The 24,837-nt window shown below is 57.9% G+C and carries 27 protein-coding genes; 16 read left to right on the forward strand and 11 right to left on the reverse strand.

All coding sequences use genetic code 11. The features are described from left to right. Positions 1–89: 89 nt before the first annotated feature. Positions 90–362: a hypothetical protein gene (locus tag EY643_RS15565; protein WP_153240094.1), complete on the forward strand. Its 273-nt coding sequence runs from the start codon at positions 90–92 to the stop codon at positions 360–362. 55 nt (positions 363–417) lie between these two features. Here EY643_RS15565 and EY643_RS15570 read toward each other — a convergent pair whose 3' ends face one another. Next, positions 418–1,422, reverse strand: coding sequence for a tyrosine-protein phosphatase (locus EY643_RS15570; protein ID WP_153240095.1), 1,005 nt, complete (start codon positions 1,420–1,422; stop codon positions 418–420). Between the two features lie 41 nt (positions 1,423–1,463). Next, positions 1,464–2,099, reverse strand: coding sequence for a TetR/AcrR family transcriptional regulator (locus EY643_RS15575; RefSeq protein ID WP_153240096.1), 636 nt, complete (start codon positions 2,097–2,099; stop codon positions 1,464–1,466). Between the two features lie 77 nt (positions 2,100–2,176). Here EY643_RS15575 and EY643_RS15580 point away from each other — a divergent pair, with 77 nt between their 5' ends. Beyond that, positions 2,177–2,614, forward strand: coding sequence for a diacylglycerol kinase (locus EY643_RS15580; RefSeq protein ID WP_240732735.1), 438 nt, complete (start codon positions 2,177–2,179; stop codon positions 2,612–2,614). Positions 2,615–2,687: 73 nt separating this feature from the next. Continuing rightward, positions 2,688–2,954, forward strand: coding sequence for a 30S ribosomal protein S20 (gene rpsT / locus EY643_RS15585; RefSeq protein ID WP_153240097.1), 267 nt, complete (start codon positions 2,688–2,690; stop codon positions 2,952–2,954). Positions 2,955–3,040: 86 nt separating this feature from the next. Here rpsT and EY643_RS15590 read toward each other — a convergent pair whose 3' ends face one another. After that, positions 3,041–4,228, reverse strand: a complete 1,188-nt coding sequence (locus tag EY643_RS15590) for a ferritin-like domain-containing protein (RefSeq protein WP_153240098.1) — start codon at positions 4,226–4,228, stop codon at positions 3,041–3,043. Positions 4,229–4,337: 109 nt separating this feature from the next. Here EY643_RS15590 and EY643_RS15595 point away from each other — a divergent pair, with 109 nt between their 5' ends. After that, the gene (locus EY643_RS15595) at positions 4,338–5,336 is read left to right on the forward strand and encodes an AraC family transcriptional regulator (RefSeq protein ID WP_153240099.1); all 999 of its coding nucleotides are present in this window, start codon (positions 4,338–4,340) and stop codon (positions 5,334–5,336) included. Beyond that, positions 5,326–6,396, forward strand: coding sequence for a patatin-like phospholipase family protein (locus EY643_RS15600; RefSeq protein WP_153240100.1), 1,071 nt, complete (start codon positions 5,326–5,328; stop codon positions 6,394–6,396). Before EY643_RS15595 ends, EY643_RS15600 begins: the two co-directional genes overlap by 11 nt. Here the strand turns inward: EY643_RS15600 and EY643_RS15605 are convergent. The 3 genes from EY643_RS15605 to EY643_RS15615 form a co-directional block, all read right to left on the reverse strand. Beyond that, the gene (locus EY643_RS15605; RefSeq protein ID WP_153240101.1) at positions 6,393–6,668 is read right to left on the reverse strand and encodes a polyhydroxyalkanoic acid system family protein; all 276 of its coding nucleotides are present in this window, start codon (positions 6,666–6,668) and stop codon (positions 6,393–6,395) included. The two genes, EY643_RS15600 and EY643_RS15605, sit on opposite strands and share 4 nt — an antisense overlap. Before the next feature lie 61 nt (positions 6,669–6,729). Then, positions 6,730–8,190 carry an acetyl-CoA acetyltransferase gene (locus tag EY643_RS15610; protein ID WP_153240102.1) on the reverse strand — a complete coding sequence of 487 codons (1,461 nt, stop codon included), beginning with the start codon at positions 8,188–8,190 and terminating at the stop codon, positions 6,730–6,732. 1 nt (position 8,191) lies between these two features. Further along, the gene (locus EY643_RS15615; RefSeq protein ID WP_170287425.1) at positions 8,192–9,058 is read right to left on the reverse strand and encodes an LLM class flavin-dependent oxidoreductase; all 867 of its coding nucleotides are present in this window, start codon (positions 9,056–9,058) and stop codon (positions 8,192–8,194) included. 196 nt (positions 9,059–9,254) lie between these two features. Between EY643_RS15615 and hslO the strand changes: the two genes are divergently transcribed. The 5 genes from hslO (at position 9,255) to EY643_RS15640 (ending at position 13,825) form a co-directional block, all read left to right on the forward strand. After that, positions 9,255–10,136 carry an Hsp33 family molecular chaperone HslO gene (gene hslO / locus EY643_RS15620; RefSeq protein WP_153240103.1) on the forward strand — a complete coding sequence of 294 codons (882 nt, stop codon included), beginning with the start codon at positions 9,255–9,257 and terminating at the stop codon, positions 10,134–10,136. 136 nt (positions 10,137–10,272) lie between these two features. After that, entirely contained in the window at positions 10,273–11,838 is a 1,566-nt protein-coding gene (locus tag EY643_RS15625; protein WP_153240104.1) for a phosphoenolpyruvate carboxykinase, read from the forward strand. Positions 11,839–12,013: 175 nt separating this feature from the next. Then, positions 12,014–12,535, forward strand: coding sequence for a hypothetical protein (locus EY643_RS15630; RefSeq protein WP_153240105.1), 522 nt, complete (start codon positions 12,014–12,016; stop codon positions 12,533–12,535). Positions 12,536–12,687: 152 nt separating this feature from the next. Next, positions 12,688–13,155 carry a phasin family protein gene (locus EY643_RS15635; protein ID WP_153240106.1) on the forward strand — a complete coding sequence of 156 codons (468 nt, stop codon included), beginning with the start codon at positions 12,688–12,690 and terminating at the stop codon, positions 13,153–13,155. A 13-nt stretch (positions 13,156–13,168) separates the two neighbouring features. After that, complete coding sequence (locus EY643_RS15640) at positions 13,169–13,825, forward strand: TetR/AcrR family transcriptional regulator (protein ID WP_153240107.1); 657 nt, start codon at positions 13,169–13,171, stop codon at positions 13,823–13,825. A 6-nt stretch (positions 13,826–13,831) separates the two neighbouring features. On the opposite strand, the gene EY643_RS15645 is transcribed toward EY643_RS15640, so the two are convergent. Continuing rightward, positions 13,832–14,479: a class I SAM-dependent methyltransferase gene (locus tag EY643_RS15645; protein ID WP_205743085.1), complete on the reverse strand. Its 648-nt coding sequence runs from the start codon at positions 14,477–14,479 to the stop codon at positions 13,832–13,834. Between the two features lie 41 nt (positions 14,480–14,520). Here EY643_RS15645 and EY643_RS15650 point away from each other — a divergent pair, with 41 nt between their 5' ends. Continuing rightward, entirely contained in the window at positions 14,521–15,000 is a 480-nt protein-coding gene (locus EY643_RS15650; protein ID WP_153240108.1) for a peroxiredoxin, read from the forward strand. A gap of 1 nt (position 15,001) precedes the next feature. On the opposite strand, the gene EY643_RS15655 is transcribed toward EY643_RS15650, so the two are convergent. Genes EY643_RS15655 through EY643_RS15665 form a run of 3 tightly spaced genes read right to left on the reverse strand, consistent with a single transcriptional unit; the run spans position 15,002 to position 17,580 of the window. Next, entirely contained in the window at positions 15,002–15,535 is a 534-nt protein-coding gene (locus EY643_RS15655) for an SRPBCC family protein (protein WP_153240109.1), read from the reverse strand. Then, on the reverse strand, positions 15,525–16,160 hold the full coding sequence (locus EY643_RS15660; protein ID WP_205743086.1) for a paraquat-inducible protein A: 636 nt from the start codon (positions 16,158–16,160) through the stop codon (positions 15,525–15,527). Before EY643_RS15660 ends, EY643_RS15655 begins: the two co-directional genes overlap by 11 nt. Before the next feature lie 49 nt (positions 16,161–16,209). Then, entirely contained in the window at positions 16,210–17,580 is a 1,371-nt protein-coding gene (locus EY643_RS15665; RefSeq protein WP_153240110.1) for an SLC13 family permease, read from the reverse strand. A gap of 188 nt (positions 17,581–17,768) precedes the next feature. On the opposite strand from EY643_RS15665, the gene moaA reads away from it, so the two are divergent. The 5 genes from moaA (at position 17,769) to EY643_RS15690 (ending at position 23,449) form a co-directional block, all read left to right on the forward strand. Further along, positions 17,769–18,779 (forward strand): GTP 3',8-cyclase MoaA, encoded by a 1,011-nt coding sequence (gene moaA / locus EY643_RS15670; protein WP_153240111.1) that lies wholly within the window; start codon positions 17,769–17,771, stop codon positions 18,777–18,779. Positions 18,780–18,865: 86 nt separating this feature from the next. Beyond that, positions 18,866–19,807 carry an AAA family ATPase gene (locus EY643_RS15675; protein ID WP_153240112.1) on the forward strand — a complete coding sequence of 314 codons (942 nt, stop codon included), beginning with the start codon at positions 18,866–18,868 and terminating at the stop codon, positions 19,805–19,807. Positions 19,808–19,811: 4 nt separating this feature from the next. Continuing rightward, on the forward strand, positions 19,812–21,230 hold the full coding sequence (locus tag EY643_RS15680) for a VWA domain-containing protein (protein ID WP_153240113.1): 1,419 nt from the start codon (positions 19,812–19,814) through the stop codon (positions 21,228–21,230). Between the two features lie 255 nt (positions 21,231–21,485). Beyond that, positions 21,486–23,081 carry a DUF1631 family protein gene (locus EY643_RS15685; protein WP_153240114.1) on the forward strand — a complete coding sequence of 532 codons (1,596 nt, stop codon included), beginning with the start codon at positions 21,486–21,488 and terminating at the stop codon, positions 23,079–23,081. Further along, complete coding sequence (locus EY643_RS15690) at positions 23,078–23,449, forward strand: PilZ domain-containing protein (RefSeq protein ID WP_153240115.1); 372 nt, start codon at positions 23,078–23,080, stop codon at positions 23,447–23,449. The genes EY643_RS15685 and EY643_RS15690 overlap by 4 nt, the downstream gene beginning before the upstream one ends. Here the strand turns inward: EY643_RS15690 and EY643_RS15695 are convergent. After that, a complete protein-coding gene (locus EY643_RS15695) occupies positions 23,446–24,831 on the reverse strand; it encodes a PilT/PilU family type 4a pilus ATPase (protein ID WP_338035548.1) in 1,386 nt (461 codons plus the stop codon). The genes EY643_RS15690 and EY643_RS15695 overlap by 4 nt on opposite strands. Between the last annotated feature and the right edge of the window lie 6 nt (positions 24,832–24,837).

Consider the following 24,837-nt stretch of genomic DNA (forward strand, 5'->3'; position numbering starts at 1 on the left):
CCGTATAATGCCGGTACTTGCAACGGGAACTCTCTGTGCATCGCACGACCCATTTCAGGTTCCATAGGAAAACATTGAGGTTATTAGTGATGAAATTCATCAAAGTCGCGGCATTTGCCGCCCTGGCAACAGTATCCGCCGGCAGCTTCGCTGCAAAACCCACCAGCATCGTGTTCGACGCGAACAACGAAACCGCTGACGGCACCCCCTTCGCCACTTACTACGTAAAGTGCTCCAATGGTAAGAAGCAAGAGCTGACAGCCTGGGATGGCCGCAAAAAGTGGTGCGTAGGCGACGCAACCAGCGAAGATTGTCAGAAGAAGCAAATCAAGGCAGCCAAGGCCGCCTGTAAAGCTGCCTGAGCCCGTCTCTGCCCAGTTGCAGGAGCCTGACATTCGGGCTCCTGTTCCTGCACCCCTACACCAGATAGCGCCGGCGCAACTCCGCCATTTCAGCATTCCCAACGCCTAGCGCAGACTCAAGATACGTCTCCACCGACCCGAACTGCTCATCGATACTGAGCAGGGCCATTTCCAGATAATCCTCGTGGACTTCCAGCATCGGCCTCACTGCCGATGAATCCATGTGCGCCATGTCATACTTTGCCTTGAGTCGCTCAATTTCCCGCTCGGGCAGGAAAAAGCGCGAGGTGAGCATATAGTCCCGCATAACGACATCCCGCGGCACGCCCAGCGCCAACAGCATCATCGCTGCCGCAAAACCTGTGCGATCCTTGCCCGCGGCACAATGGACAAGAAAACGGGCGTCTTCGGTCTCCAGGATCTCGTGAAACATCCGAGCATAGGTGGCCTGCTGCCCCTCAACGAAGTCACGGTTAATCTCCCGCATGAAGGCGAACATGGCCTCGCGCCCGAACTCGAGCTGACCACCCCCCTGCTGCTCCGCTTCCTCGAAGAAACGTGAGTTGCTGCCGGGGATGATGGGCAGGCTGCTGATTCGGGGGGCTCCCTGGGCCGGCATGCGGCTCGGGTCGCTCTCCTGTTCCTCAACCCGACGAAAATCAAAGACCACATCGAGATCGAGACTGCCCAGCAGATCGAGATCGCGATCAGTAAGGGCAGAAAGCTGGCCAGAACGGTATAGGTACCCCCACTTCACTTGCTGCCCGGCAGCGTTGCGATAGCCGCCAAAATCGCGGAAGTTCGGTGTTCCTTCCATACCCAGTTTGCGCTCGGTGGCCACCACTTCATTGCCATGCTCATCGCGCAGGCGGAAATAGTGGCGCTTGCCATGAGGCAGGCCACTCACCTTCGCACGGCGGTCGGGGTAGTGTTCTACATCATGGGCGACTTCCAGCACTGGCTCCACCACCACGGCCTGATCGGCCTGCTCTGTATCCCACTCAAGATGATAGTCACCGCCGGCATCGCGCCAGACATGCACTGCATCAGGTATCAACATATTGCTACAACTCTCTATTACGGTGCCGCAAAGAACCGCATCTATTCCTCGCGATAGGCGAACACGGCCTTGAGCAGGGTGCGCACCAGGGTCAATTGGTTTTCAAGCGCCTCTTCACTGAAAGGGTCTTGCCCCAACAGATCGCGATACATTGGCGCCATGGTGACATAGGACATCACAAGATTGTTAAAACCCATCACGGCCCAGGGCTGCAGTCCCAATTGGTGCAATTGACCAAACTGATCACTCATCCCGGAGCGCTCATCCATCGGCTGAAACATAGGCTGGAACAAGCGTTCAATAATTTCATTGGTATGGGGCCCGCCTGAGAGGGCCGCATGCTGCAGCAGTCGCGCCAGGTTTGGGTTGGCGTGATGCTGCCGTACGATCGTTTCCAGCCACTGCATCACCCGGTCTTTGTCTGGCACTTTCTGGCTCGAAAGCGCCGCCAGCGGACCGCTGAACTCGGCAATCAGGCGCTCGAGCACGGCTTGGTACAACGCTTCCTTGTTGCGAAAATGGTTGTACAGACTGGGGGAGCGAATGCCCACCCTGTCAGCAACATCGCCCAGGGAGGTGGCGCGATAGCCCTTCTTCGCGAAAAGGTCTTCTGCGGCGTCGAGGATGCGCTCTGCGGTGGTGCGCGGCGCTGATTCGGGGGCTACTTCAATTGACATATAGGCGATGTAGACTCGGGCGCTTCGGCCATCAGGTAACAACTAATAGCCATTAGTATACTCACAGGACCCAAGCGATGACACAGCACAAGCCCACCGTTAGCGCGAGCAAGCAGACAAAAGCTGCCGGCAGTATGATGACCAAGCCCGGCCGCACCGGTATCGCGCGACTAACCGCCGCCACGCGCTATTCATGGCAGGGTTTCAAGGCGGCTTGGCTGCACGAAGAAGCGTTCCGGCTCGAGGCAAGCCTGGCCCTGGCTTTCGTGCCGCTGGCGTTCGTTCTGGGTGAGTATCTCGCCCACCAGATCGCCCTTGTGATCACCTGTGGGCTGGTCATCCTGGCGGAGGTCATCAACACCGCCATCGAGTCGATTGTCGACCGAATAGGCCCGGAGCACGACCCGCTATCGGGCCAGGCCAAAGATCTCGGCTCAGCAGCCGTTTTCGTGACCCTGAGCCTGTTCCTGCTGGTATGGCTGGTGAGTGCTTGGCATTATTTCCAGGGGGGCTGAATCCGGTTGACAAGCGCCACCCTAATGTGAATAATCGCGCCTCTTGAATTTTTGACCTCCAGAGGACATTAAAGTGGCCAATTCCCCACAAGCTAAGAAGCGCGCCCGCCAAGCCGAAAAGCGTCGCTCACACAACGCCAGCCTCCGTTCGCTGGTTCGCACCAACATCAAAAAAGTACTCGCTGCTATCGACTCTGGCGACGCTGAAAAAGCACAGGCTGCTTACGCAGCGGCTGTGCCTGTCCTGGACAGCATGGCTGACAAGGGCATCATCCACAAAAACAAGGCCGCTCGTCACAAAAGCCGCCTGAACACGCAGGTCAAAGCGCTCTCCGCGTAAACCTTGCGAACACAAAAAAGCCGGCTTATAGCCGGCTTTTTTTATGCCTGAAGGCGCGGCATGCGCCGCGCCCCAAACAAGACCCATCAGGCTGCCGTATCCGCCTCGTGCTCCCCGTGGGCAGCCTTGAAGTTCTCGAGCATGCTCTGCTCATGAGCCTGAGCCTCAGAGGTGTCGAGCGGACGCTCCAGCGCAGCCCAGTCTATATCCCCGTCGGTCGCCATGTTCTCGTATTCGAGAATCCCCAGCTCTTCAAACTTGGGCCTGATCTCATCGGTTAACAGGCCAATACGAGCCAGATTCGGCACAACGCGCTGGAACAACAAGTTGCGGAAAGTCGCCATGACGAAGCCGTCCAGCACCCGGCGACGAGCGTCTTCCACATCCCAACCAAAGTGGGCAAACACATCGGTCATGATCAGGCGCTCGCGGCTGATAACGCAGGCCTCATAGGCGAACTGGGCCCGCTCGTTCTTCTCCTCTTCGGAAAGCGTTTTCACGAATTCTTCCAGGTAGTTCACACCAAAGGTCACGTGACGCGCTTCATCTCGAATCACCAGGTACACCACATCTTTGAGCACCGGATCAGGCGTCGTTTCCCGCGTGGTGTTGAAGGCCGACAGCGCCAGCCCCTCGATCACGATCTGCATGCCGATGAACTTCATGTCCCAGCGCTCATCAGTGAGGATCTTGTCGATGATGCTCTTGAGATGCGTGTTAATGGGGTACATCATGCCAAGTCGCTGCTGCAGGTACTTATTGAATACCTCCACGTGACGCGCCTCATCGAAGGTTTGGGAACCGGCGTATAGCTTGGCGTTCAGGGTGGGTGCGCAGGAACACAGCTGTGATGCCACCAGCAGGGCACCCTGCTCCCCGTGCAGGAACTGGGACAAACTCCAGGCGCTACTGTGCAGCCAGAATTCTTTCTTTTGCTCATCACTGAGGGCCATATAGGGCGGATAGTCAGTGAGATTCATGATGTCCGCTTGCGCGGCGGGGTCAAACTCGGGCCAGGGCCGATCCCAGTCGATATCGACTTCGGGATCCCAGTTGAGCTGCTTGCCCAGATCGTAGAGTTTCTTGATCCGGTCGTCCTGGATGCTGTAGTTCCAATTGTAGGCACCGGTCAACGGTGTCTTGAAAATCTCCGCGATATGATCCACATCAGCGGAGGTCAGCACGTCCTCCATATCAGGCGTGATATCCGGATTATCGGATTCCGCAAACGTCTGGATTTTGCGCGGCGCTTTGTCAGTCCAATTCACCTGCATAAGGGTACTCCCTCTTTTATTCATTAATGTTGCAACAATATCGACCAACGAGGCACGCGCAACAAGGTGAAGTATTGTCAATTTGCGGTCAAATGTGGCCAAATAGGGCATGCCGACAAAAACCACACCTGCTCAATACGCTCTCATCCTGATCGACATGGTCGAACAGCGCGGTGGAGAGCGCCAGCAACTGTTGCAAGGCACCAGTATGGCCAGCGGCAGTTTTGCCAGTATCGGCGCGCGGGTAGAAGAAACGGACTTTAGCGGGCTGGTCACCAATGCCCTCTCCATGACTCGCGACCCGGCCCTGGGCTTACACCTGGGCATGCGCCTCAATCTGGGGGCACATGCAATCCTGGGGCAGGCATTCATGACTTGCCGCAACCTGGGTGAAGCACTGGACCTGTTTCTTAAATACCACCATCTTTTGTCCTCAAACCTGAGCCTGGCGTTTGACGCAGGCGAAGACTGGTGCTGTCTGGCGAGCACTGAACGGCCACTGGAGCTGCCGGAGCAGTTCTCTTATGAATTGTTGTTCGCCGGCATACTCAACACCCTGCGCGGCCTGCTCAACGACCCCAATCTGGAAGTGCATGTGGACTTCCCCTACCCGGCACCAGACCACGCTGACGACTACTACCGAGTGTTCGGTCCGCAGGTGCGCTTTGATTGCGCTAAGCCGGCACTTCGCTTCCACTCTCGACTACTCACCACAGCTCTGCCTGCTTCCAACCCGGCGCTGCGCAGCCTTTACGAACAGGAATGTGCCCGCCTGCTGGCCGACCTGGAAAGCGAGATGTCGGTGGAAGAACAAACCTTGCGCCTGCTGCGCAAACTGGAGGGGCAATATCCACAAATGCCGCAGGTTGCCCACATGCTCAACCTGAGTGCACGCACCTATCGCCGGCGCCTGCAGGACGAGCAACAATCCTTCCAGAACCTGCTCGACCGTGTGCGCGCGGAACACGCCACCCACTATCTAATCAATACCCGCCTGCCGCTATCCACTATCGCTTATATGGTGGGCTTCAATGACTCTTCCAATTTCCGCAGGGCCTATGCCAAGTGGACCGGCGATTCCCCAGGCGAGGTAAGACGTGGCGGCTAGAGCCCTGGCGATACATATGGGCAGGGAAGCGGCTCAAGCCATCGAACGGGATGGCTGGACCCCGGCTCTCTTCAGCCTCTTGCTCGGCGCATCCGGCGGTCCAAAGTGTTTTATCCTGGCAGGCCTGGACCGATACCTGTTTAACGATTTCCTGCAGCGCAGCGATGCCCCCCTGAGCACCCTGGGCTCCTCAATCGGCTCATGGCGCCACGCTTGTCTGGCGCAGGACGACCCGGCCGCTGCGGTAGATCGAATGATCCACCACTACATGCACCAGAGCTATAGTTCTGCCCGGCCCGGGCCGGAAGAAATCAGCGCCGGCAGTCTGCAAATTCTGGATGCGATCCTGGGTGAACGCGGAGCGCAAACCATCGCCAATCACCCCCGTATCCGCAGCCATATTGTTACCGCGAGGGGTCGCGGTGCCGCCGGCAGCCGTTCCAGTGCACTGCTGGCCACCGGCATGGGGGCGGCGGCACTGGGGAATACTGTGAGCCGAAAGTGGCTGCGACACTCCTTCCAGAGAGTGGTCTTTCACAACAGCGAGACACCGGAAACCGGCCTCTCATTCCCGGATTTCGATACCGCCTACACTCGCCTGCAAGCTGACAATGTCGCACCCGCCCTGCACGCAAGCGGCTCGATACCTTTTGTTCTCACCGGCGAGCGCGATATACCCGGCGCACCACAGGGTCAGTACTGGGACGGCGGCATCATCGACTACCACTTCGATCTGGAGCAGTATCACGGCGACGGCTTGATTCTCTACCCGCACTTCAGCGCGAATATTGTGCCCGGTTGGTTCGACAAGTTTTTGCCCTGGCGCAAAGCGCCCATCGACGACGCGAGGCGCCTGGTATTGCTGTGCCCCGATGAGCGTTTCGTTGCTGGACTGCCCGAGGGCAAGATACCCGACCGATCCGATTTCACACGCATGAGTGAGGAGGCAAGGATCAGCTACTGGCAAGCCTGTGTGGAAGCGGCCGGCGCTATGGCGGAGGAATTCGCCTCTCTGGTGGAGGGCTCCGACCCGCTGGCCGGAGTAAAGGTGTATACCTAGCTGACGTGTTCGTCGAGGTAGCGCTGTACTTCCTTGCGCAACGGGCCCTCAAACATGGAGGCCAGCAGACCCAACTTCACTGACACATCGATCAATCCGTCGTGAAACGAGAGCTGCCCATCTACCCCGGCCCCCTTAATGCGCACCTTGTCACCATCCCAGCGCGAGCGCACCCCGTGATCGCGGGCAAGGCTCTCAGCGAGGCCTTCCGCCGCAGCGCGCACGTCGTCCTTGGGCATGGTATAGGGTTTGGTTATGCGGAAACCGGCCATCTATCACCTCGTTTTTTGCCGAAGTATAGATCAAGCAGCGTCCGCGGGCACTCTCGCATGGCTAACTGAACTGGTTATCCACCAGGGTAAACACCTGGCCAACCACCTCCTCTTGCTCCATCCGCGCCATCAGTGTGGCGTCCTCGGAATAGGCCACAGTGCGACGGCCGTCATCCAGATCGAACACCGCAACACCGCGCCAAGGGTTGCTGCCTTGATAAAGCACGGTATAACCGGCGACAGTTGCCTCAGACTGCACATCTGCAACGATCTCCCGGACGTCCAGCTCGGCCTCGACCTGCGCTGTGACATCGTCAAAGCCCCAGTCACTCTCTCCCGGGTCACAGGACCACAGTGCCACCCCCTGCTTGGTCAGGAAACTGCTGACTGTCGTTACCAGGCCGGTCTCGTCAGGCTGCTGCCGCAACAACTGGGCCATGCGGACGGTCGCCTGATATACAAAGTTATTCAGTGGTCCGCCGCCAAACGGCATAGCCCCCGTCACCGAGAGGTCGCCCTCACCGGACATGCCGAATTCATGTAACTGGGACCGGACCGCCAGCGGGAAACAGGAATACAATTCACGCAGCTTGATATTGTCAAAATCGACCCCCGCTCGCGCCGCTGCGGCCCGGCCGGAGAGGCGGAAGCCAGGGCAACCGCCGAGGTCACCCCGGCTCGCCACCACCGACATGAAATTCGCTTCCGCGAAGGCTCTGGGGAACACCCATTGTGAACGAGGAATGCCCAGGCGTTCCGCGGTGGCAACGTTGCAAAAAATCAGGCCCGCGGCCTGGTCAACGTTCCACTGACTGTTGTGATATTTCGCATAGGGAAAGGCCAACATTCGGTTGCCAGGGCCCGGCTCGACGATCTCCTCGGCGGTGACCGGCGCATCACTCCAGGCATCGGGATTCTCAGCCGCTATCTCACTGAAGCGCGCGTACATCGCCCCCATCTGGGCTCTGTGTTCATCCGGGGTAAGGCCCTGCTTGTAACGCAGCGCACTGTCCATCATTGCGTAGTAACCGACCGGCATACCCAGGCCGGCGGCAGACTCCACCTCAGACCAGATCTCAGCTTCCGGGTGCAGGCTGAGGTCGGGCTCTTCATCCTGCTGTATGGTCTCCTCGGCTTCCGCTCCGGCCTTGGCGGCACACAGGCTGCGGTACTTGGCCTCGCCACCCACAACCACCGCTACCGAAATTTCTCCGTCAGCGATGCGCTGGCAGGCTCGCGTGAGCAGAGTCTGCTGCGATACACCAATCTCCGCCAAAACAGTGGTGGCCCGATCGGCCCCGATCGCCCGGGCGACAAGCCGAGCAGGGTCGCTGTAGCCCCAGATACCCTTGGGCACGAGAATTTCGTCTGCGCTGGTGAGCAAGTCTGCGCTGCCTGCATCCTGAGCTGCATCGCGCACCGCGCGCTCCATCAGCGCAATAGCCTCCTCCGCTTTATTGAAGTCAGCATTTTTCTGCTGGACGGCGCTAACGCCGACCAGAACGGGAGTATTGGGGTTCATATTAGTCCTGAATAAAAGTAGATGCGTACCACTGTAGCATGCCGATTTTCTCTTCCAGAGATTTGTCTGGCTCCATTTCATAGACGTTGCGGAACCCGATAACAACATCGGTCACGCCTATCGATTCAAGCCTTGCTATACCCTCTTCGGTGAACGCATCCTGCCCAGTGGTGAAGAAGCGAAACGGTCGGTCTGCGGTACCGTACTCTTCTCGCAATTGATTAATACGGCCGATATAAGATTCGACTTGCTGAGTATCTGCGCCGGCACACATCCAACCGTCGCCTACCCTGGCCGCGCGCTTGAGAGCCACGTCTGCGTGCCCGCCAATCAACAAGGGAGTAGCGACACCCGTGGTCGGGCACATCTTGTTGGCCGGCATCTTGATCAAATCCCCGTCGTAGCCAAAAAACTCACCGGTCTCAAGGCCGCGCAAAATATCAATCTGCTCATCAAAGCGCTTTCCGCGCTTCTCCCAGGGCACGCCGCAGATGGCAAAGTCCTCTTCCCATGGGCTGATGCCGATCCCGAAATCAAAGCGATCACCGGACAAGGCCTGGATACTCTGCACTTGCTTCGCCACCGGCGCCACCTGGCGCACGGCGAGCTTGTAGACGAAAGTGGCAAAGCGAATCCGCTCAGTGACGGCGGCCATTCCGGTCACCGCAATCAGCGACTCCAGAAACGGCACGCTCTCGAGGAACTCCCGCGAGCCATCCTTGTTGTACGGATACTTTGAGCTGGCCTCCTCGGGATAGCAGATGCTGTCTGGGATGACGATCCCATCGTATCCCGCCGCCTCTGCGGCCTGGGCCATAGGATAATAGTGGCCGGGGTCACACATACCTACCTGAAGGCTGAATCTCATCGACTTTCTCCTGAATTCGGTTAATTGCGCTCTACTGTATCCCGCTGCATCCGTCAGGTCAGCGGCTCCTTGAATTTTCCCGGTATCGGCCTCAAATACTGAACCCACACCCGTTCAACTCTGTACGCTAGCGGTGAGGAACGAGATCAACACCACACAACGCGCTGCATGCGCCAGAAGTGACTAAACTGAAGCCATGAGTAATAAAACCCTGCCCTCACGCGACCGAGCCCAGCGCTTTCTGTTTGAGGAAACCGATATCCGCGGCGAGATCGTCCAGCTGGACGCCACCTACCGCGACATTCTTACCGTGCACCAATACCCACCGGGCGTTGCACGCCTCCTGGGTGAATTCATGGCAGCAGCCGTGTTACTCGCTACCACGCTCAAATTCGAGGGCAAACTGGTGCTTCAAGCCCGCTCAGAGGGCCAGATTCCACTGCTCATGGCTGAATGCAACAGCCTGCTGCAGGTGCGCGGCATTGCCCGCGGCGCGCAGGAGGCTACGGCTGACAACTTCGAGCAATTACTGGGTGGCGGCCAGTTGGCGATCACCATCGACCCTGACTCAGGCCAGCGCTACCAGGGTATTGTCCCGCTACAGGGATCCCTGGCCGCCAGTCTGGAGATGTATTTCGAGCAGTCCGAGCAACTGGGCACCCGGTTCTGGCTAAGCGCGAACGAACAGTCCGCGGCCGGCATGTTGCTGCAGCAATTGCCCACACAGCTGGTACCAGACCCAGCCGAACGGCAAGCCCACTGGGAACATGCCACAACCCTGGCGGCCACGCTCAGAGACGAGGAATTACTGGGCCTGGCTGCGCCGGAAATCGCTCATCGGCTCTACCACGAAGACCCATTGCGGCTGTTCGAAGCACTGCCGGTCAGTTTCAAATGCACGTGCTCCCGCGAGCGAACGCTAGCAGCCCTGTCCAGCATCCAGACAGCCGACATTGAAGAACTGCTGGCAGAGCTGGGCAGCATCACAATGGATTGCGAGTTCTGCAACCAGCAGTACCAATTCGTCCGTGAAGACCTCGATGGTGTCCTCGGTGAAAGCAAGCCTGTCGTCCATTGATCGTCTTTATGGCGACAATCAGTTATTTCATACCCGACGCGTTTCGCATCTGCGGACGATTCTGACATAATTGGCGCCCCAAAATAGCCGCTATGAAGGCCGGAGCACTGATTTCGGCCCATGAACAGGACTCACAATGACCGCCAAAAGCCAGACTCCGCAAGAGTTTACCGACCTTGCGCCATCCCTCCTTATTGAACAAGCCCTAGCGCGCGGTGAAGGTACCCTCACTGACACTGGCGCCCTGCTGATCACAACCGGTAACCGGACCGGCCGTTCCCCGGCTGACCGCTTTACCGTGCGCGAACCGAGCACGGAAGAGAGTATCGATTGGGGCAGCGTGAATCGGCCTTTCGACGCCGATAAATTTGACGCCCTCTGGGACCGGGTAGAATCCTATCTGGCAGAGCGCGATCGTTTTGTCTCTCACCTGCATGTTGGCGCCCACGAAGACCACTACATCCCGGTGAAAGTCACAACCGAGACCGCCTGGCAGAACCTGTTCGGTCGCAATATGTTTATCCGCCCCGAAAGCGACAGCTACAACGCCGGCCGCAAGGAAGAATGGAGTATTCTCAACGTCGCCAGCTTTGTCTGTGAGCCCGAGCGCGACGGCACCCATTCTGATGGTGTTGTCATCGTAAACTTTGCCAAACGCAAAGTATTACTGGCTGGTATGCGCTACGCCGGCGAAATGAAAAAGTCCATGTTTGCAGTGCAGAACTTCCTGCTGCCTGAAAAAGATGTGATGCCCATGCACTGCTCCGCCAATGTCAGCGAAGACGGCGACACCACCTTGTTCTTCGGCCTCTCTGGCACCGGCAAGACAACGCTTTCAGCCGACCCTGAGATGTTCCTGATTGGCGACGACGAGCACGGCTGGGCCAAGGGCTCTGTATTCAACCTGGAAGGCGGCTGCTACGCCAAAACCATCAACTTGTCACAAAAGAATGAGCCCATTATCTGGGATGCCATCCGCTTCGGTGCCATCGTGGAAAATGTCGTCGTCAACGACGCGCGTCACGCCGACTACGACGATACATCCCTCACCGAGAACGGCCGTTGCTGTTATCCGCTTGAACACGTGGAAAAGCGCACTGAGACCAATGCCGGCGGCGAGCCCAAATGTGTCATCTTCCTAACCTGTGATGTATCGGGCGTACTGCCACCAGTCTCCATCCTCTCCAAGGAGGCTGCGGCCTACCACTTCCTGAGTGGCTACACCGCCCGCGTTGGCTCGACCGAGATTGGCGCTGAAGCTGGCATCAACCCGACATTTTCTACCTGCTTTGGCGCACCTTTCATGCCGCGCCCTGCCGGTGACTACGCCGAGTTGCTGATGAAGCGCGTGGAAGACTTCGACTCCCAGGTCTACCTGGTCAACACCGGCTGGACAGGTGGCTCCGGCGCTCCTGGCGGCACCGGTGCGCGCTTCCCTATCCCGGTAACCCGGGCCGTTGTGCATGCCTGCCAGAGCGGCGCACTGATAGGTGCGGACACCACTCACATCGATACTCTCAACCTGGATTTCCCGACGGTCATTCCCGGCGTAGACGCAAACTATGTCGATCCGAAGGCATCCTGGGGCGACGATGCAGCCTATGAAGAGCAGGCTGCAAAACTGGCTGCGCTGTTTACTGAGAACATCAAGAACTTCGACGTCTCCGACGCCATCATTGCAGCCGGCCCCAAAGCCGACTGAGCGACTATCCTCGCTAAAAAAGCCCGCCGTCGCGGGCTTTTTTTTGCCTGGAGAACCGCGACAAAGGTCCGGCAATTCTCCCTGCCAACATTAGTATGTTTATTCTAATTTTTAACCGTATTCTTTCCTTGTTCCGGCGGGAAAACCGCCACACACGCAATGAAGGAGTGAGACCATGGCTGAGCAAATCACCATCGACGAAGCAGTGAAAACTGTTAAGAAGACCGCCAAGAAAGCTGCGCCCAAGCGCAAGGCCCCTGCCAAGAAGGCAACCGCCAAGAAAGCAACCGCCAAGAAGAAGCCAGCTGTGAAGCGCAAGCCCGCCGCCAAGCGCAAAGCTACTGCGAAGAAAGCTGCTCCTGATTTCGCTGCCCGCGCCAAAGAATCCGGCCGCAATGCATTCCTGGCCAGCCTCGGTTTCTACGGCAAGGCCTTCGACCAGGTACAAGACCAGTTCGACAGCATCCAGAAGCAGCTGGAAGACCGTCGCAAGAACGCCGAAAAGACCTACAAAGAGCTGGTTAAGCGCGGTGAGAAAGTAGAAAAGGAAGCCAAGAAAGCCGTCGACGACATCGAACTGCCCAAGTTCGAACTGGACAGCCTGACCGACCGCCAGAAGCTTGACGCTCAACTGGACAAAGCGAAAGCACGCTTTGAAGAGCTGAAGGAATCCGTCAGCTTCAAAACCGCCGCCTGATTTCAGGTAGCGGTCCCATCCAGGACCACTTATCCCTGATTTTTCAGGGAATTTTTTGGGGGCTACACTTGTAGCCCCTTTTTTTGTTCTAATAACTCGCCCTGGCGCGGCTAAAGCCGTGCCCCTATTCCGATCATTCCGGGAGACGAGCCATGAGCGACGACAAGAGCAAGGTCACCGACAAGGCTGGCGAAATCGCCAAAAACATCTGGCTGGCTGGCGTGGGCGCCTACGGCAAAGCCGTGGACGAAGCCCAGGACAATCTGAAGAAAGCGACTCCCTCGCCTCCGAAACTGTTTCGGGATCTGGTCAAAGCCGGCACGGAACTGGAGGAGGAGGCCCGCGAAACACGCGCCCTGGCGCGCAGCTCGGTCGAGGAGCGTATTGCCCGAGTCCGTGACAATTTCAATATGGCGCGCCCCGCGCGAGTCGAGGACCTCGAAAGCCTGCACCGCAAGGTAGACAAACTCTCCCGCAAGATTGACGCGCTATCGAAACTGCTCAAGGAGCAGGCAGAACCAAAGCCCAAAGCCAAGAAAGCCACCGCGAAAAAGAAGGCTCCCGCCAGGAAAAAGGCCCCGGCAGCGCGGAAGACCCCCAGCAGTCGAAGCAAAGGCTGAGTCCGGGCAATAGATGAAAACCCGTGATCGAATCCTGCACACCAGCCTGGCGCTATTTAACGATGAAGGAGAAGAGCAGACCACGACCATCGACATCGCCAATGAGATGGACATCAGCCCGGGCAACCTCTACTACCACTTCAAGGGCAAGGATGAACTGATCGCAGAGCTGTTTGGTCAGTATGAACTGGCACTGTCAGGCACTCTTACTGCCCCTATCGAGAGCCCGCTGAGTACTTCACAGGGCAATATTGAGGACAACTGGTATTACCTCTACGTGGTCATGGAAGAGATGTACCAGTACCGGTTTCTCTACCACAACCTCGACAATATTCTGCAACGCTACCCGGATATACGCCGCCGTTTCAAACGGCTGATTCAACTGCAGCGGGCCGCCCTGTTTGCGATCTGTCAGGCACTGATCCAGGAATCGGTGATCGAAACCGGCGAACAACAGCTGCTGGGGCTGGTCGACAACATGACCCTGAACCTCACATTCTGGCTGAGCTACGACAGCCTGCTGCATGGCGAGCGCAAACCTGCAATGACCATCCATCAGGGTGTATTGCAGTTGCTGACGCTGGTGGCGCCCTATCTGGGCAGTGAACAACTGGGCTTCTACCGCGACTGCGAGGCCATTTATCACACCATGCTGGAGCAGGAAGACTGAGCGTTTTCACCCTGGCTTGTGCAACAAGATCACATCACTTCCCAGAATCTCAAGCTCGCCGCCATGACGCTCAGCCCACCAGCGCCACGTGGCCCTGCTGAAAAAACATATGTGAGTCGGGTCGCTTTTGTAGTGCCAGGTCGCAAATGCCACAGGATTGCGCACCAGCTTGGTCATCACCCCCAATACTCCGCCCGGGCGCAGGCAATGCCATAGCCGGCTGAGTTCCATGCCTGGTTGGGCCAGATGTTCCACCACTTCGGTAGCGCACACAAAGTCATAAGTGTCGCCCAGAGGCGCAGTTTCGGGGTGGTAGTAGATGTCATAGAGAGTCACACAATGGCCTGCTTCACCCAACATTGCCGCAAGCGCGGGACCCGGCCCACAGCCGAAATCCAGGCCAGATGAACCCGGCGTCAGATGTTGCAGCATGGGGGTGGCAAGGCGAGATAGAAAACGGCGGTACCCCGGGTCATCGACATTGTTTTCATGGAGGTCATATTCCGCCTTCTCGCGTGCCGCATCGAGGTGAAACGTCGGTGGCACGAACACGAGATCACACGTTCCGCACTGGCGGTAGGGGCGGCGATCGTCGCGGTGATAGTCGCTATTCTCGTCGCTGGCACAAAGCGGACAGTGCAACTCGGCCTTCATCTGCTATATTCCCCGGGCTACTAACCAAAAAGGAGTCATAAATGACCATTCAAACAGGTGACAAAATCCCCGCTGGCACAGTCAAAACAATGGGCGCCGAAGGCCCCCAGGACCTCAGCACTGACGATATCTTTGCCGGCAAAAAAGTACTGATGTTCGCCGTGCCAGGAGCCTTTACCCCCGGCTGTACCCTCACACATCTACCGGGCTATGTGGTGCATGCCGATGCGATCAAAGCCGCTGGCGTTGACACAATAGCCTGCCTGGCAGTCAACGATGTCTTCGTTATGGACGCCTGGGGCAAATCGCAGAACGCCGAACACCTGCTGATGCTTGCCGACGGCATGGGTGAATTCACTGCAGCCCTGGGCCTGGAGCTCGACGGCAGCGCCTTCGGTCTCGGCACCCGCAGCCAACGCTATGCACTGATCGCAGAAGACGGCGTCATCACTCAACTCAATGTTGAGCCCGGCCCCGGCGTCGATGTGAGCAGTGCCGACACCATGATGGCCCTGCTATAACTCAATCACTTGCGGGTGCCGTACTGACGGCGCCCGCAAGTCGTTTCCGGTCAGCATTCGTGGCTGGAGTACCTGTCTCGTAAAAGTGTTTCATTCCTGCAGCGACCTGTACCAACTGCTTGCTCATTGGCCCTGTTATACGACCACCCAACCAGCTACCCAGCCGCCCCCATGGCATGGCAAATTGCAAAGCCAGGTCGGCCCGGGTGCTGCCGTCACCCTCTTCGCTGAGAGCATAAATAAAGTAGGCCTCACGGAACGGCGGCATGGGCTTCTCTCCCTTATGCAAACGGATGGTAAAGCCTCGACCTTCCAACCATTCTACGACCGTCTCTTCAAGATACGACTTGCCGGTATACACCCGTCGATGAGCACCCTCACCGCGCTTTTGCTCCGAAACAATGTCAGTCGCCGTTAGCCGAGGCACGTAGTTGTGCGCGCTGGAGAAGTCCTCCAACTTGCGCCACGCCTCTGCCAGTGGGATATCGATGACCGCGCTCACGGCCGCCTGCTGCAGGGCCGTTTCAGGCTGCATGGTCGACCCCCTTAAGCGCCGGCTCCCTTACCAGCGCCCCGGCAAATATGGAGAACAGGCAATACGCCAGGAAATACCAGAAGCCCGATTCCAGCCGCGCATGCATGGTGAGCAGTTCGCCCATCTCTCCAGAGGCGCTGCCGGCCATATACGCGACCAAAAGGCCCATAACGAACACATCTGCCATCGACCACTTGGACAAGGCTGCATTGAGCCACAGCAATGGCGCACGCCAGTCGGCGCGAGGCAGGCATAGCGCCAGCGCCTGCAGGCTAAGTTTGAAAACCGGGATAACGACACTGAAAAACACAATGAGCAGGGCGACCGGCAGGTTTCCTGTAGAAGCGAGTTCCTCGACGGTTCCCCAGATTGAACGCGTCGTTGCGTAGGCCTCTATCTGGCCCTCAATCTTGTCCAGGCCCAGGAAGCTGGAGAACATGGCGAGCATTTGCCGGGACTGGGCATCCGCGTCTTCCCCGGCGATCATATCGATACCCAGATCGGCGATCATCGACTTTTCTATCGTGCCGGTAAGAGTCATTACCGGTTGGGTTACTCCCGGATAGAGCAGTCCGATGGAGGCAACAATTGCAGCCAGCGCCATCAGGCGACGGATGGGCGACATGAGTTTTTCCTATGCGTTGGCAAAGCCCGCATGATACCTCATCAAGCGATCAGGCGAGCCGCCAATAACAGACAGAAGCGATAACGACAGCCCCCAGCAGATTGAGCGCAAAGCCCTCCCTCGCCATCCGTGCCGTAGTGACCAGGCCACTGCCGAACACGACTGAATTAGGAGCGGTGGCAACCGGCAGCATAAATGCGCAGCTGGCACTCATCGCGGCGGGCACCATCATGAGCTCCGGGGCAAGCCCGGCACCCACAGCGGCCGCCGCCAGAATGGGCATCAGCAGCGTCGTGCTGGCAGTGTTGGATGTCGTCTCGGTCATAAAAGTCACGACCAGCGCAATCAGCAGCACCAGCAGGAATAGAGGCAGTGCATCCACCTGGGTAAACAGAGCGCCCATTATCTCGCTCATTCCCGAGCTCACAAACCCCTTGGCAAGACAGATACCGCCGCCAAACAACAGCAAAACGCCCCAGGGAATCCGCACCGCTCGCTCCCAGGTGAGTAATTGGCCACCCTTACCATTGGGCACAATAAATATCGCAACGACAGCCAACAGAGCCACTGAGGCGTCGTTAGCCTGGGGCAGACCCAGCCACTCACTCCAGCCACCAAAGGGCTCACTGCGCGTTATCCAGGCCAGCGCGGTCAGCCCAAATACCAGCATCACTCGCTTTTCCGCCGAACTCCATGTGCCGACAGAGGGTAACTCCACGTGCAGCTCACCCCGCAGATTGCGGGTGAGATAGAGCGCCATCAACGGCACCATCACAACAACAACGGGTATCGCCCAACTCATCCATGTACTGAAGCTGATTGGGTCACCACCGGTTTCTTCATAGACCTGCATGAATATCAGGTTCGGGGGAGTGCCAATCGGCGTGCCAATACCGCCCACGCTGGCCGAGTAAGCAACGCCCAACAGCAGCGGCACAGCCAGCTTCTCCTTCTGCGGCGCCGCATCAAGGACCGCGAGCACCACCGGCAACAGCATCAGCGTGGTAGCCGTGTTCGATATCCACATGCTGAGCATCGCCGAAGCCGCCATAAAACCCAGCACCAGCCTGAAACCACTGTTCGCACCGAATAAGTGCACCATACCAATGGCTATACGGCGATGGGCGCCGGAGTACTCCATCGCCTGAGACAGAAGAAAACCACCCAGCAGCAGCAGGATGATGGGTGACCCATAGGACTGCCCCACTTCAGCGGGCGTCAGCACCCCGAGCAGAGGCAGGACCGCCAATGGCAGTAGCGAAGTAACGGGAATGGGAATGGGTTCAAGGACCCACCAAACCACACACAGCAGGGCCACAAAACCCACCACCGCGATATCCCGATCGTAGCCGGCACTAGTGAGAACAGCCGCCACGCCAAGCGCGAGTACAGGCCCCAGCCACAGAGCCAATTCACGCATACCCGGGGCCTCCCACAGGGCCTAAAAATGGCGTCATTTACATCCCCTTGTTGTTATCACACACCATCATCGTGGTGTTTCTTCGATCATCTTGCGGCGCACAATAATTGCCAGCGCCTATCGTGTCCCATGCGGCAAACGCTGTAAAGCGCTAGCCCAGTGCGGACAAAGTCCCTAAACTGCTAAGCATGCCAATTGCCCTCCCCAACACCCTGGTTGATCGTTTCGGCCGCACTGTCGACTACGTCCGCCTGTCAGTAACAGACCGCTGCGATTTTCGCTGCGTATATTGCATGGCGGAAGATATGACCTTTGCGCCAAAGTCCGAAATCCTCAGCCTTGAGGAGCTATTTCAGGTTGCCAGCGGAATGAGCCAACTGGGCGTGCGCAAGATTCGCCTGACTGGCGGCGAGCCGCTTATCCGCCCCAATATCATGTCGCTGATTGAGCGTCTGGGAGACCTCGAACAACTGGATGAACTGGCCCTGACGACGAATGGCTCACAGCTACAGCGTCTGGCACCCGCGCTCCGGGACGCCGGAGTGAGCAGAATCAATATCAGCCTCGACAGCCTGAGCCCGCGCAAGTTTCGCCATCTCACCCGCCATGGCAACCTGGACCAGGTTATCGCGGGGATCGACGCTGCCATCGCCGCTGGCTTCGAGGGGATCAAAATCAACGCCGTGATTCTCAAGGGGCGCAACGAAGACGAGGTCCACGACCTCGTACAGTTCGCTCGTGAACGCGAGATCGATATCGCCTTTATCGAGGAAATGCCACTGGGACGTATCGTTGAGCACGACCGGGAACTCACCCTCTGCAACAGCGACGAATTGCGCCAGAGGATCGCCTCAGAGCACCCCCTGACGGCGTTGGGGGAGCCCTCGGGTACCGCCGGCCCTGCGCGATACTTTCAGCTCGATGGCTACCAGAGCCGCGTGGGCTTTATCTCTCCCCACAGCAACAATTTCTGCCACCTGTGCAACCGGGTACGGGTGACAGTAGAGGGACGGCTGTTGCTGTGCCTGGGCAATGAACATTCCGTGGACCTGAGAGACGTGTTGCGCCGCGAACACTACCACCCGGACCTTCTCAAGCGCGCTATCATCGATGCAATGGAGCTGAAACCCGAGCGGCATCATTTCGACAATGCCGCCGAACCCCAAATCCTGCGTTTCATGAACGCCACAGGCGGCTGAGCCAGATCCAGCACAACTATCCAGCACAACTATCCGCGGGACCACGGCCTCGCTACAATGGCCGACCTCACACAGGAATTGACAGAGTGCATACCCAAGATTTCCCCCAACTCTCCTCGGTAGAGACTATCCAGGAAGGCTTCGAGTCTTTCGGTTATATCTGCTCGGACAAAATCGCTACCGCCGTATTCCTGGCTTTCCAACTGCGCAAGCCTATCCTCGTGGAAGGGCCTCCAGGCGTTGGCAAGACCGAGCTTGCCAAAACAACGTCTCAACTATTGGACACGCCCCTGATTCGTTTGCAGTGCTACGAAGGGCTGGATGAGGCCAAGGCGCTGTACGAATGGAAATACGGCAAGCAGCTGCTTTATACCCAGGTCCTGAAAGAAAAACTGGGAGACCTGCTGCAGGGCGCACAAGGCCTCGCCGAATCCGTTGAGCGCCTGCACCAGTTCGGCGATATTTTTTACTCGGAAGAATTTCTCGAACCACGCCCGCTACTCAAGGCCATGCAACAAGAGCGCGGCGCCATTCTCCTCATCGACGAGGTGGATAAATCCGACTATGAGTTTGAATCGCTGCTGCTGGAAATTCTCTCGGACTACCAGATATCGATTCCGGAAATCGGCACGGTCAAAGCGCGCACCTCGCCCATGGTCTTTCTCACCAGCAACAACACGCGCGACATTTCCGATGCACTCAAACGACGCTGCCTGCACCTCTACATTCCCTTCCCAAGCATCGAGCTTGAAGAGCGCATCGTGCGCAGCCGGGTACCCGATGTGGAGGAGCATCTGCGGCATCAACTGGTCGAGTTCGTGCACTCCTTGCGCCAACTCGACCTGAAGAAATCTCCCGCCATCTCCGAAACCATCGACTGGGCCCGCAGCCTGCTGCTACTGCACGCTGACCAACTGGAGGAAGAAGTGGTTCGCTCAACACTGAATGTCCTGCTCAAATTTGAAGACGACATCGAGGCTGCAGACGGCGAACTGAACAAGCTCGTGCGAGACGCAAGGGAGGGTTAGGAACATGCCCGGCAACCTGGTCAATTTTATCCAGGTACTGCGCAGTCACGATGTGCGGGTCTCCCCTGCGGAAACCCTCGACGCCATGAATGTGGCGACCACGCTGGGCTACGGCGATCGCGATCGCCTGCGCGATGGACTGGGAATGGCGCTCGCCAAGACGCCAGCCGAAGAAACGGTGTTCAATCAGTGCTTCGATTCCTATTTCACCCGCGGCCTTGCAGACTTCAGTCTGGAACAGGACGAGAGCGATACGGAAGAGAACCCACCTGCAACTGCAGAGGCGCCTGACGACAGCGAGCTGCAACCCTCTGCTTCTGATGCAGCAGCCCTCGAAGCAGCCGCGGAAAACAACCCCGAACTGGCAGCAGTCATGGACTCCGAACTCATGCGGGCCCTGCTCGCCAACGATCGCAACGCCCTGACGATAGCCATGACCCAGGCCGGTGAAGGCTCCGGTCTGCAACAGATCCAGATGTTCACCCAGAAAGGGCAGTTCACCCGTAAAATGCTCGATGCAATGGGCGAGCAGCAATTGCGCGGTGCGATCATCGAGCTGGAACGGGCCGGCGACCCGGCCCTGGCGAACCTGCAGCGCTTTCGCGATCTGCTACGTGAGCAGGTACGGGACTTTGTCGATCGGGAATACCTGTTGCACGCGGAGGGCCGCAACCAGCAATTCATGGAAGATGTTCTGAGCAAGACCCGCCTGAGCAATATAGAACACAGCTATCTACACAGGGTGCACGAGCTGATTCGTAAAATGGCGCGCAAGCTCGCCGCGCGCCACGCGCGCAGGCGCCGCCAGTATCGCAGGGGACATCTTGATATGCCGCGCACCATGCGTCGCGGCGTGGCCAATGACGGCCTGATGTTCAACACCTACTGGCGGCAGGTAAAACGTGAAAAACCGCAGTTACTCGCGATCTGCGACGTCAGCGGTTCTGTGGCAGCCTACGCCAAGTTCCTGTTGTTGTTTCTCTACAGCCTGCAGGATGTGCTGCCCAAGGTGCGCAGCTTTGCTTTCTCCAGCCACCTGGGTGAAGTCAGCGATCTGTTCGCTGAACACCCGGTCGAAAAAGCGATTGAAATGGTCAACTGGAAGTACGGCGGAGCCACTGACTATGGCAGCAGCTTGCAGGATTTTGCCGACCTGGCCCTTGATGACATTACCAGTAACACCACCGTTATCATCCTTGGCGACGCTCGCAACAACAATGGCGACCCAAGAATGGACATCATGCGCGCCATCTACCAGCGCTCGCGCCAGGTCATCTGGCTCAATCCGGAATCGCGCCGCGCCTGGCAAACTGGAGATTCCGAGATGTTTCGGTACTTAAGCGCTTGTCATTTCTCTGCCGAGTGCAATAATCTCAAGCAACTGGAACGTGTTGTAGACCAACTGTTAAAGAGCACCCGATAATCACATGGCTTTTATCTGCAAGGAATGCAGCTATCGCGGAGTGAGAAGCGCTCAGGGCGGCCAATGTCCTGCCTGCGGCTCGTTTAATATCCGGGTCCAGCAACCACGTACCGAAGAACCCGAGCCGCCCCCCCGCTGGCGACTGCATTTACTCATTGTGTCCTGGGCAATCCTCTTGCTCATGATCATCTGGAAGTTGATCAACTGAAATTAAGTGAAGACAAGATTCCGCTTGTGGTGTCGCTGCAAAAAGCAGTGACCAGAAGCTTTGCTGTGCCCGAACAGTCCAACATGCAACAACCTGCGCTGGAATGGGATGAATTACTTGGCTACCTCCGCGAAATAGAAGATTTCAACAAACCTCCACTGGACGCCTTGCTCGCGCAAACTGAAGTGGTCGGCGATCCGTCCATGCCGAAGCCCGCCGAATGTGCCGTGTTACGCTGGATCGACCGCATATTCCAGGAGTGGGAGCAGAGTTTTCCCCTCGAATGGGAGCTCACCTACAAGCTCCGTGCACTAAAGCCTGCCATGGCCATTGCCTCGTTAAGCGAAGAACCTTTTTTCCGCCCCGGGCAACATCCCCTACACCAGATGATGGACGCCATCCACGATGTCGCCATCGGCTGGCAGGGTGATCTCGGCCGAGCCGGCCAACCCGTAATTGCTCTGGTCGACAGCGCCATCAGCGATGTTCGAGCATGCCTTGACCAAAGCGGAGATGTTCGCGGGATCGCTGACCGGGTCATTGCCGATGCGGCACGAATACACGCTCGCGCGAAAAAGATGACCGAACGCACAGTAGCGGCCGAACAAGGCCGCCTGCGCGCCGCGCGGGCCAAAACCATCGCCGCGGATGTTATCAATGAACAACTTCAGCGCTACCCGGCGCCCGCGGCAATGAATTCGCTGCTGCACGGCCCGTGGTACGAAAGCGCCCAGTTGACCTATCTAAAATTCGGGGACAAGTCCGCCCAGTGGCGAGACTTCAGTGACACCACAGGCCAGCTCCTGCAAGCCATGCAGCCAACCTCCGAGCTAGGCGACGAAGAGCGCGAACAACGACAGAAGCTGGCGACGATCCTGCCGGCGGAGTTGCGGCGACTACTGCTGAGCATCCAGCATGAGAGCGACCTGCTCCAACAGGAAACTACTGCCTTCGAATATCTGCTGCAGCGCGTGGCGCAGAATCAACCGCTGGAGCTTTCCTATCTGCTGCCCATTGCCAGCGGCACCACATCAGCGCCAGCCCCTGCCGACGCGGCCGGCGCGAACGTGGGCCAGTGGTATGAGGTATGCCAGGACAGCGATGTTCTGCGCCTGCAGGTAGCCATGCTGGAAGCCGGCGAAGTGCTCCTGTGTAACACCAGCGGTGCCAGGGCGCTCTCCATGCCGCTCGCAGAATTTACCACGAAAATTCGCTCTGGCGACGCCCAACCCCTGGCGACCGGGGCAACGTTCAGCCGGGCCGCAGCTGCGGCTGCCGGGGTCGATTCCGACGAGGCCCTGGCAAAACTGAGTGCACCCTCCACCTCCCAATCAGCTTCAAGTAGCGCACCAGCGCCAGCCGATGGCGATTCTGTCCCGGATTTACCGATAGGGACCTGGCTCGGCTTTCACGACACAGACCCACCCATGCTCGCCAAGCTCGCCCTGCACGACAAGGTTCAAAGCCTGCTGATTTTCGTCAATCGCCAGGGCATCGAGTTACGCCGTCTCCGGGAAGACGAGTACCTTGCGCTCATCCAGGCAGGACAAGTGGACATCATGGAAGCGCGCAACAATTTCCGTGAACAAGTCGAACGAGCCCGCACGCAGATGCAGCAGGACCAAGGGCCGGAGGGTTTATGAGCTGGACTGAACGCAAACATCAACGCCTGCCCATAGAGAGTCGGGTTTTTATCGAACTGGTGGCCGCTCCGGCCGGCAGCGGTGAAGATGCGCAAATCGCCATCTGTAAGACGATGAACGTTTCCAGCCACGGATTGATGGTTGCCCTGGAACAAGAGCTACCGGTGGAAGCTTTTCTGCAAATCGGGGTAGAACCGCCGCGCGATACTGGCAGTGAAGCTTTTTACATGCTGGGACAAGTGCGCTGGTGCAAACCCAGTGACGATCCTGAATTCCCCTGGCTCGCGGGATTTGCGCTACAGCAGGCTGAACACTCTGATATCAGCAGTTGGATCAAGCTGATCACTGCTTTGGAACCCGGCAGCTAAAACAACCTACCCGGGCCCTTCTGACCGGTTCCCTCGTCACTCTCCGACGGTTCCGGGCGGCGCACTTTAACATCCTCAATCGGCGTCGCGGTCTCGAAAACGGGAGGCGGCGTGCTCCCGACAGGCGGCACTGCTGCGCCCATCAATTCTTCCTCCAGAGAGTCCTCGATGGTGAGATCTGTGCCCGTGAAAGATTCTTCGCCGAACACCATTTCCTGCTCGACGGCCTGCTCTTCCGCAGCCGACGACGGCGTAAAGACAAGCTCGGAAGCGTCTTGCTCCACTGTACCGAGCGGGCCGCCAGGCAACGCCGATGCGCCTTCTTCCTGCGCAAATTTTATTTGCAGGCGAACATTGTTCGGCGAATCAGCATTGCGCAGCGCCTCCTCCTCGGTAATTCGACCCTGCTGATACAACTCAAAAAGCGCGGCATCAAACGTCTTCATGCCGACAGTACCGGACTTTTCCATCGCTTCCTTAAGCCCCTCCAACTCGCCGCGCAGAATCAAGTCTGCTACCAACGGAGTTCCCAACAAGACCTCTACCGCAGCGCAACGAGTGCCATCGACGGTGGGGATCAAACGCTGGGAAACAAATGCCTGGAGGTTGAGCGAAAGATCCAGCAGCAACTGCTGACGCCGCTCTTCAGGGAAGAAGTTGATTATACGTTCCAGCGCCTGGTTCGCGTTATTGGCGTGTAGCGTGGACAGGCAGAGGTGGCCGGTCTCGGCAAACGTAATCGCCTGCTCCATCGTCTCACGGTCACGAATTTCGCCGATCAGAATAACGTCGGGGGCCTGGCGCAGGGTGTTCTTGAGCGCATTGTGCCAACTGCGGGTATCCACCCCCACTTCACGCTGGTTCACCAGGCTCTTCTTGTGGGTATGAACAAACTCGACCGGGTCTTCGATAGTGACGATATGCCCGGCACTATTGGCATTGCGATAATCGATGAGTGCCGCCAGCGATGTCGACTTACCCGAACCCGTGGCGCCGACCAACAGCACCAGCCCCTGCTTGCGCATAATCACTTCGGGAAGAACCGGTGGCAGCCCAAGATCCTGCCACTGGGGAATGTCTGCAACAATATTGCGACAGACCATCGCCACCTCATTGCGCTGCACAAAAATATTCACGCGAAAGCGCCCGAAACCGGGAATTGAAGTCGCGAGGTTCATTTCCAGCTCGCGCTCAAATTCCTCCTGCTGGGTCGCGTCCATGACCTCGTAGGCGATTTCCTTGATCTCTCCCGGCTGCAGAATGCCGCTGGCGATGGGGCTTAACTGGCCTTCAAATTTCGCGCAGGGCGGCGCACCTGTACTGAGATAGAGGTCCGATCCATTTTCCTGGGAGAGTATTTTCAGCCATTCAACGATTCGCATGCCTGT

The sequence above is a fragment of the Halioglobus maricola genome (assembly GCF_009388985.1).
GTDB lineage: Bacteria > Pseudomonadota > Gammaproteobacteria > Pseudomonadales > Halieaceae > Halioglobus > Halioglobus maricola.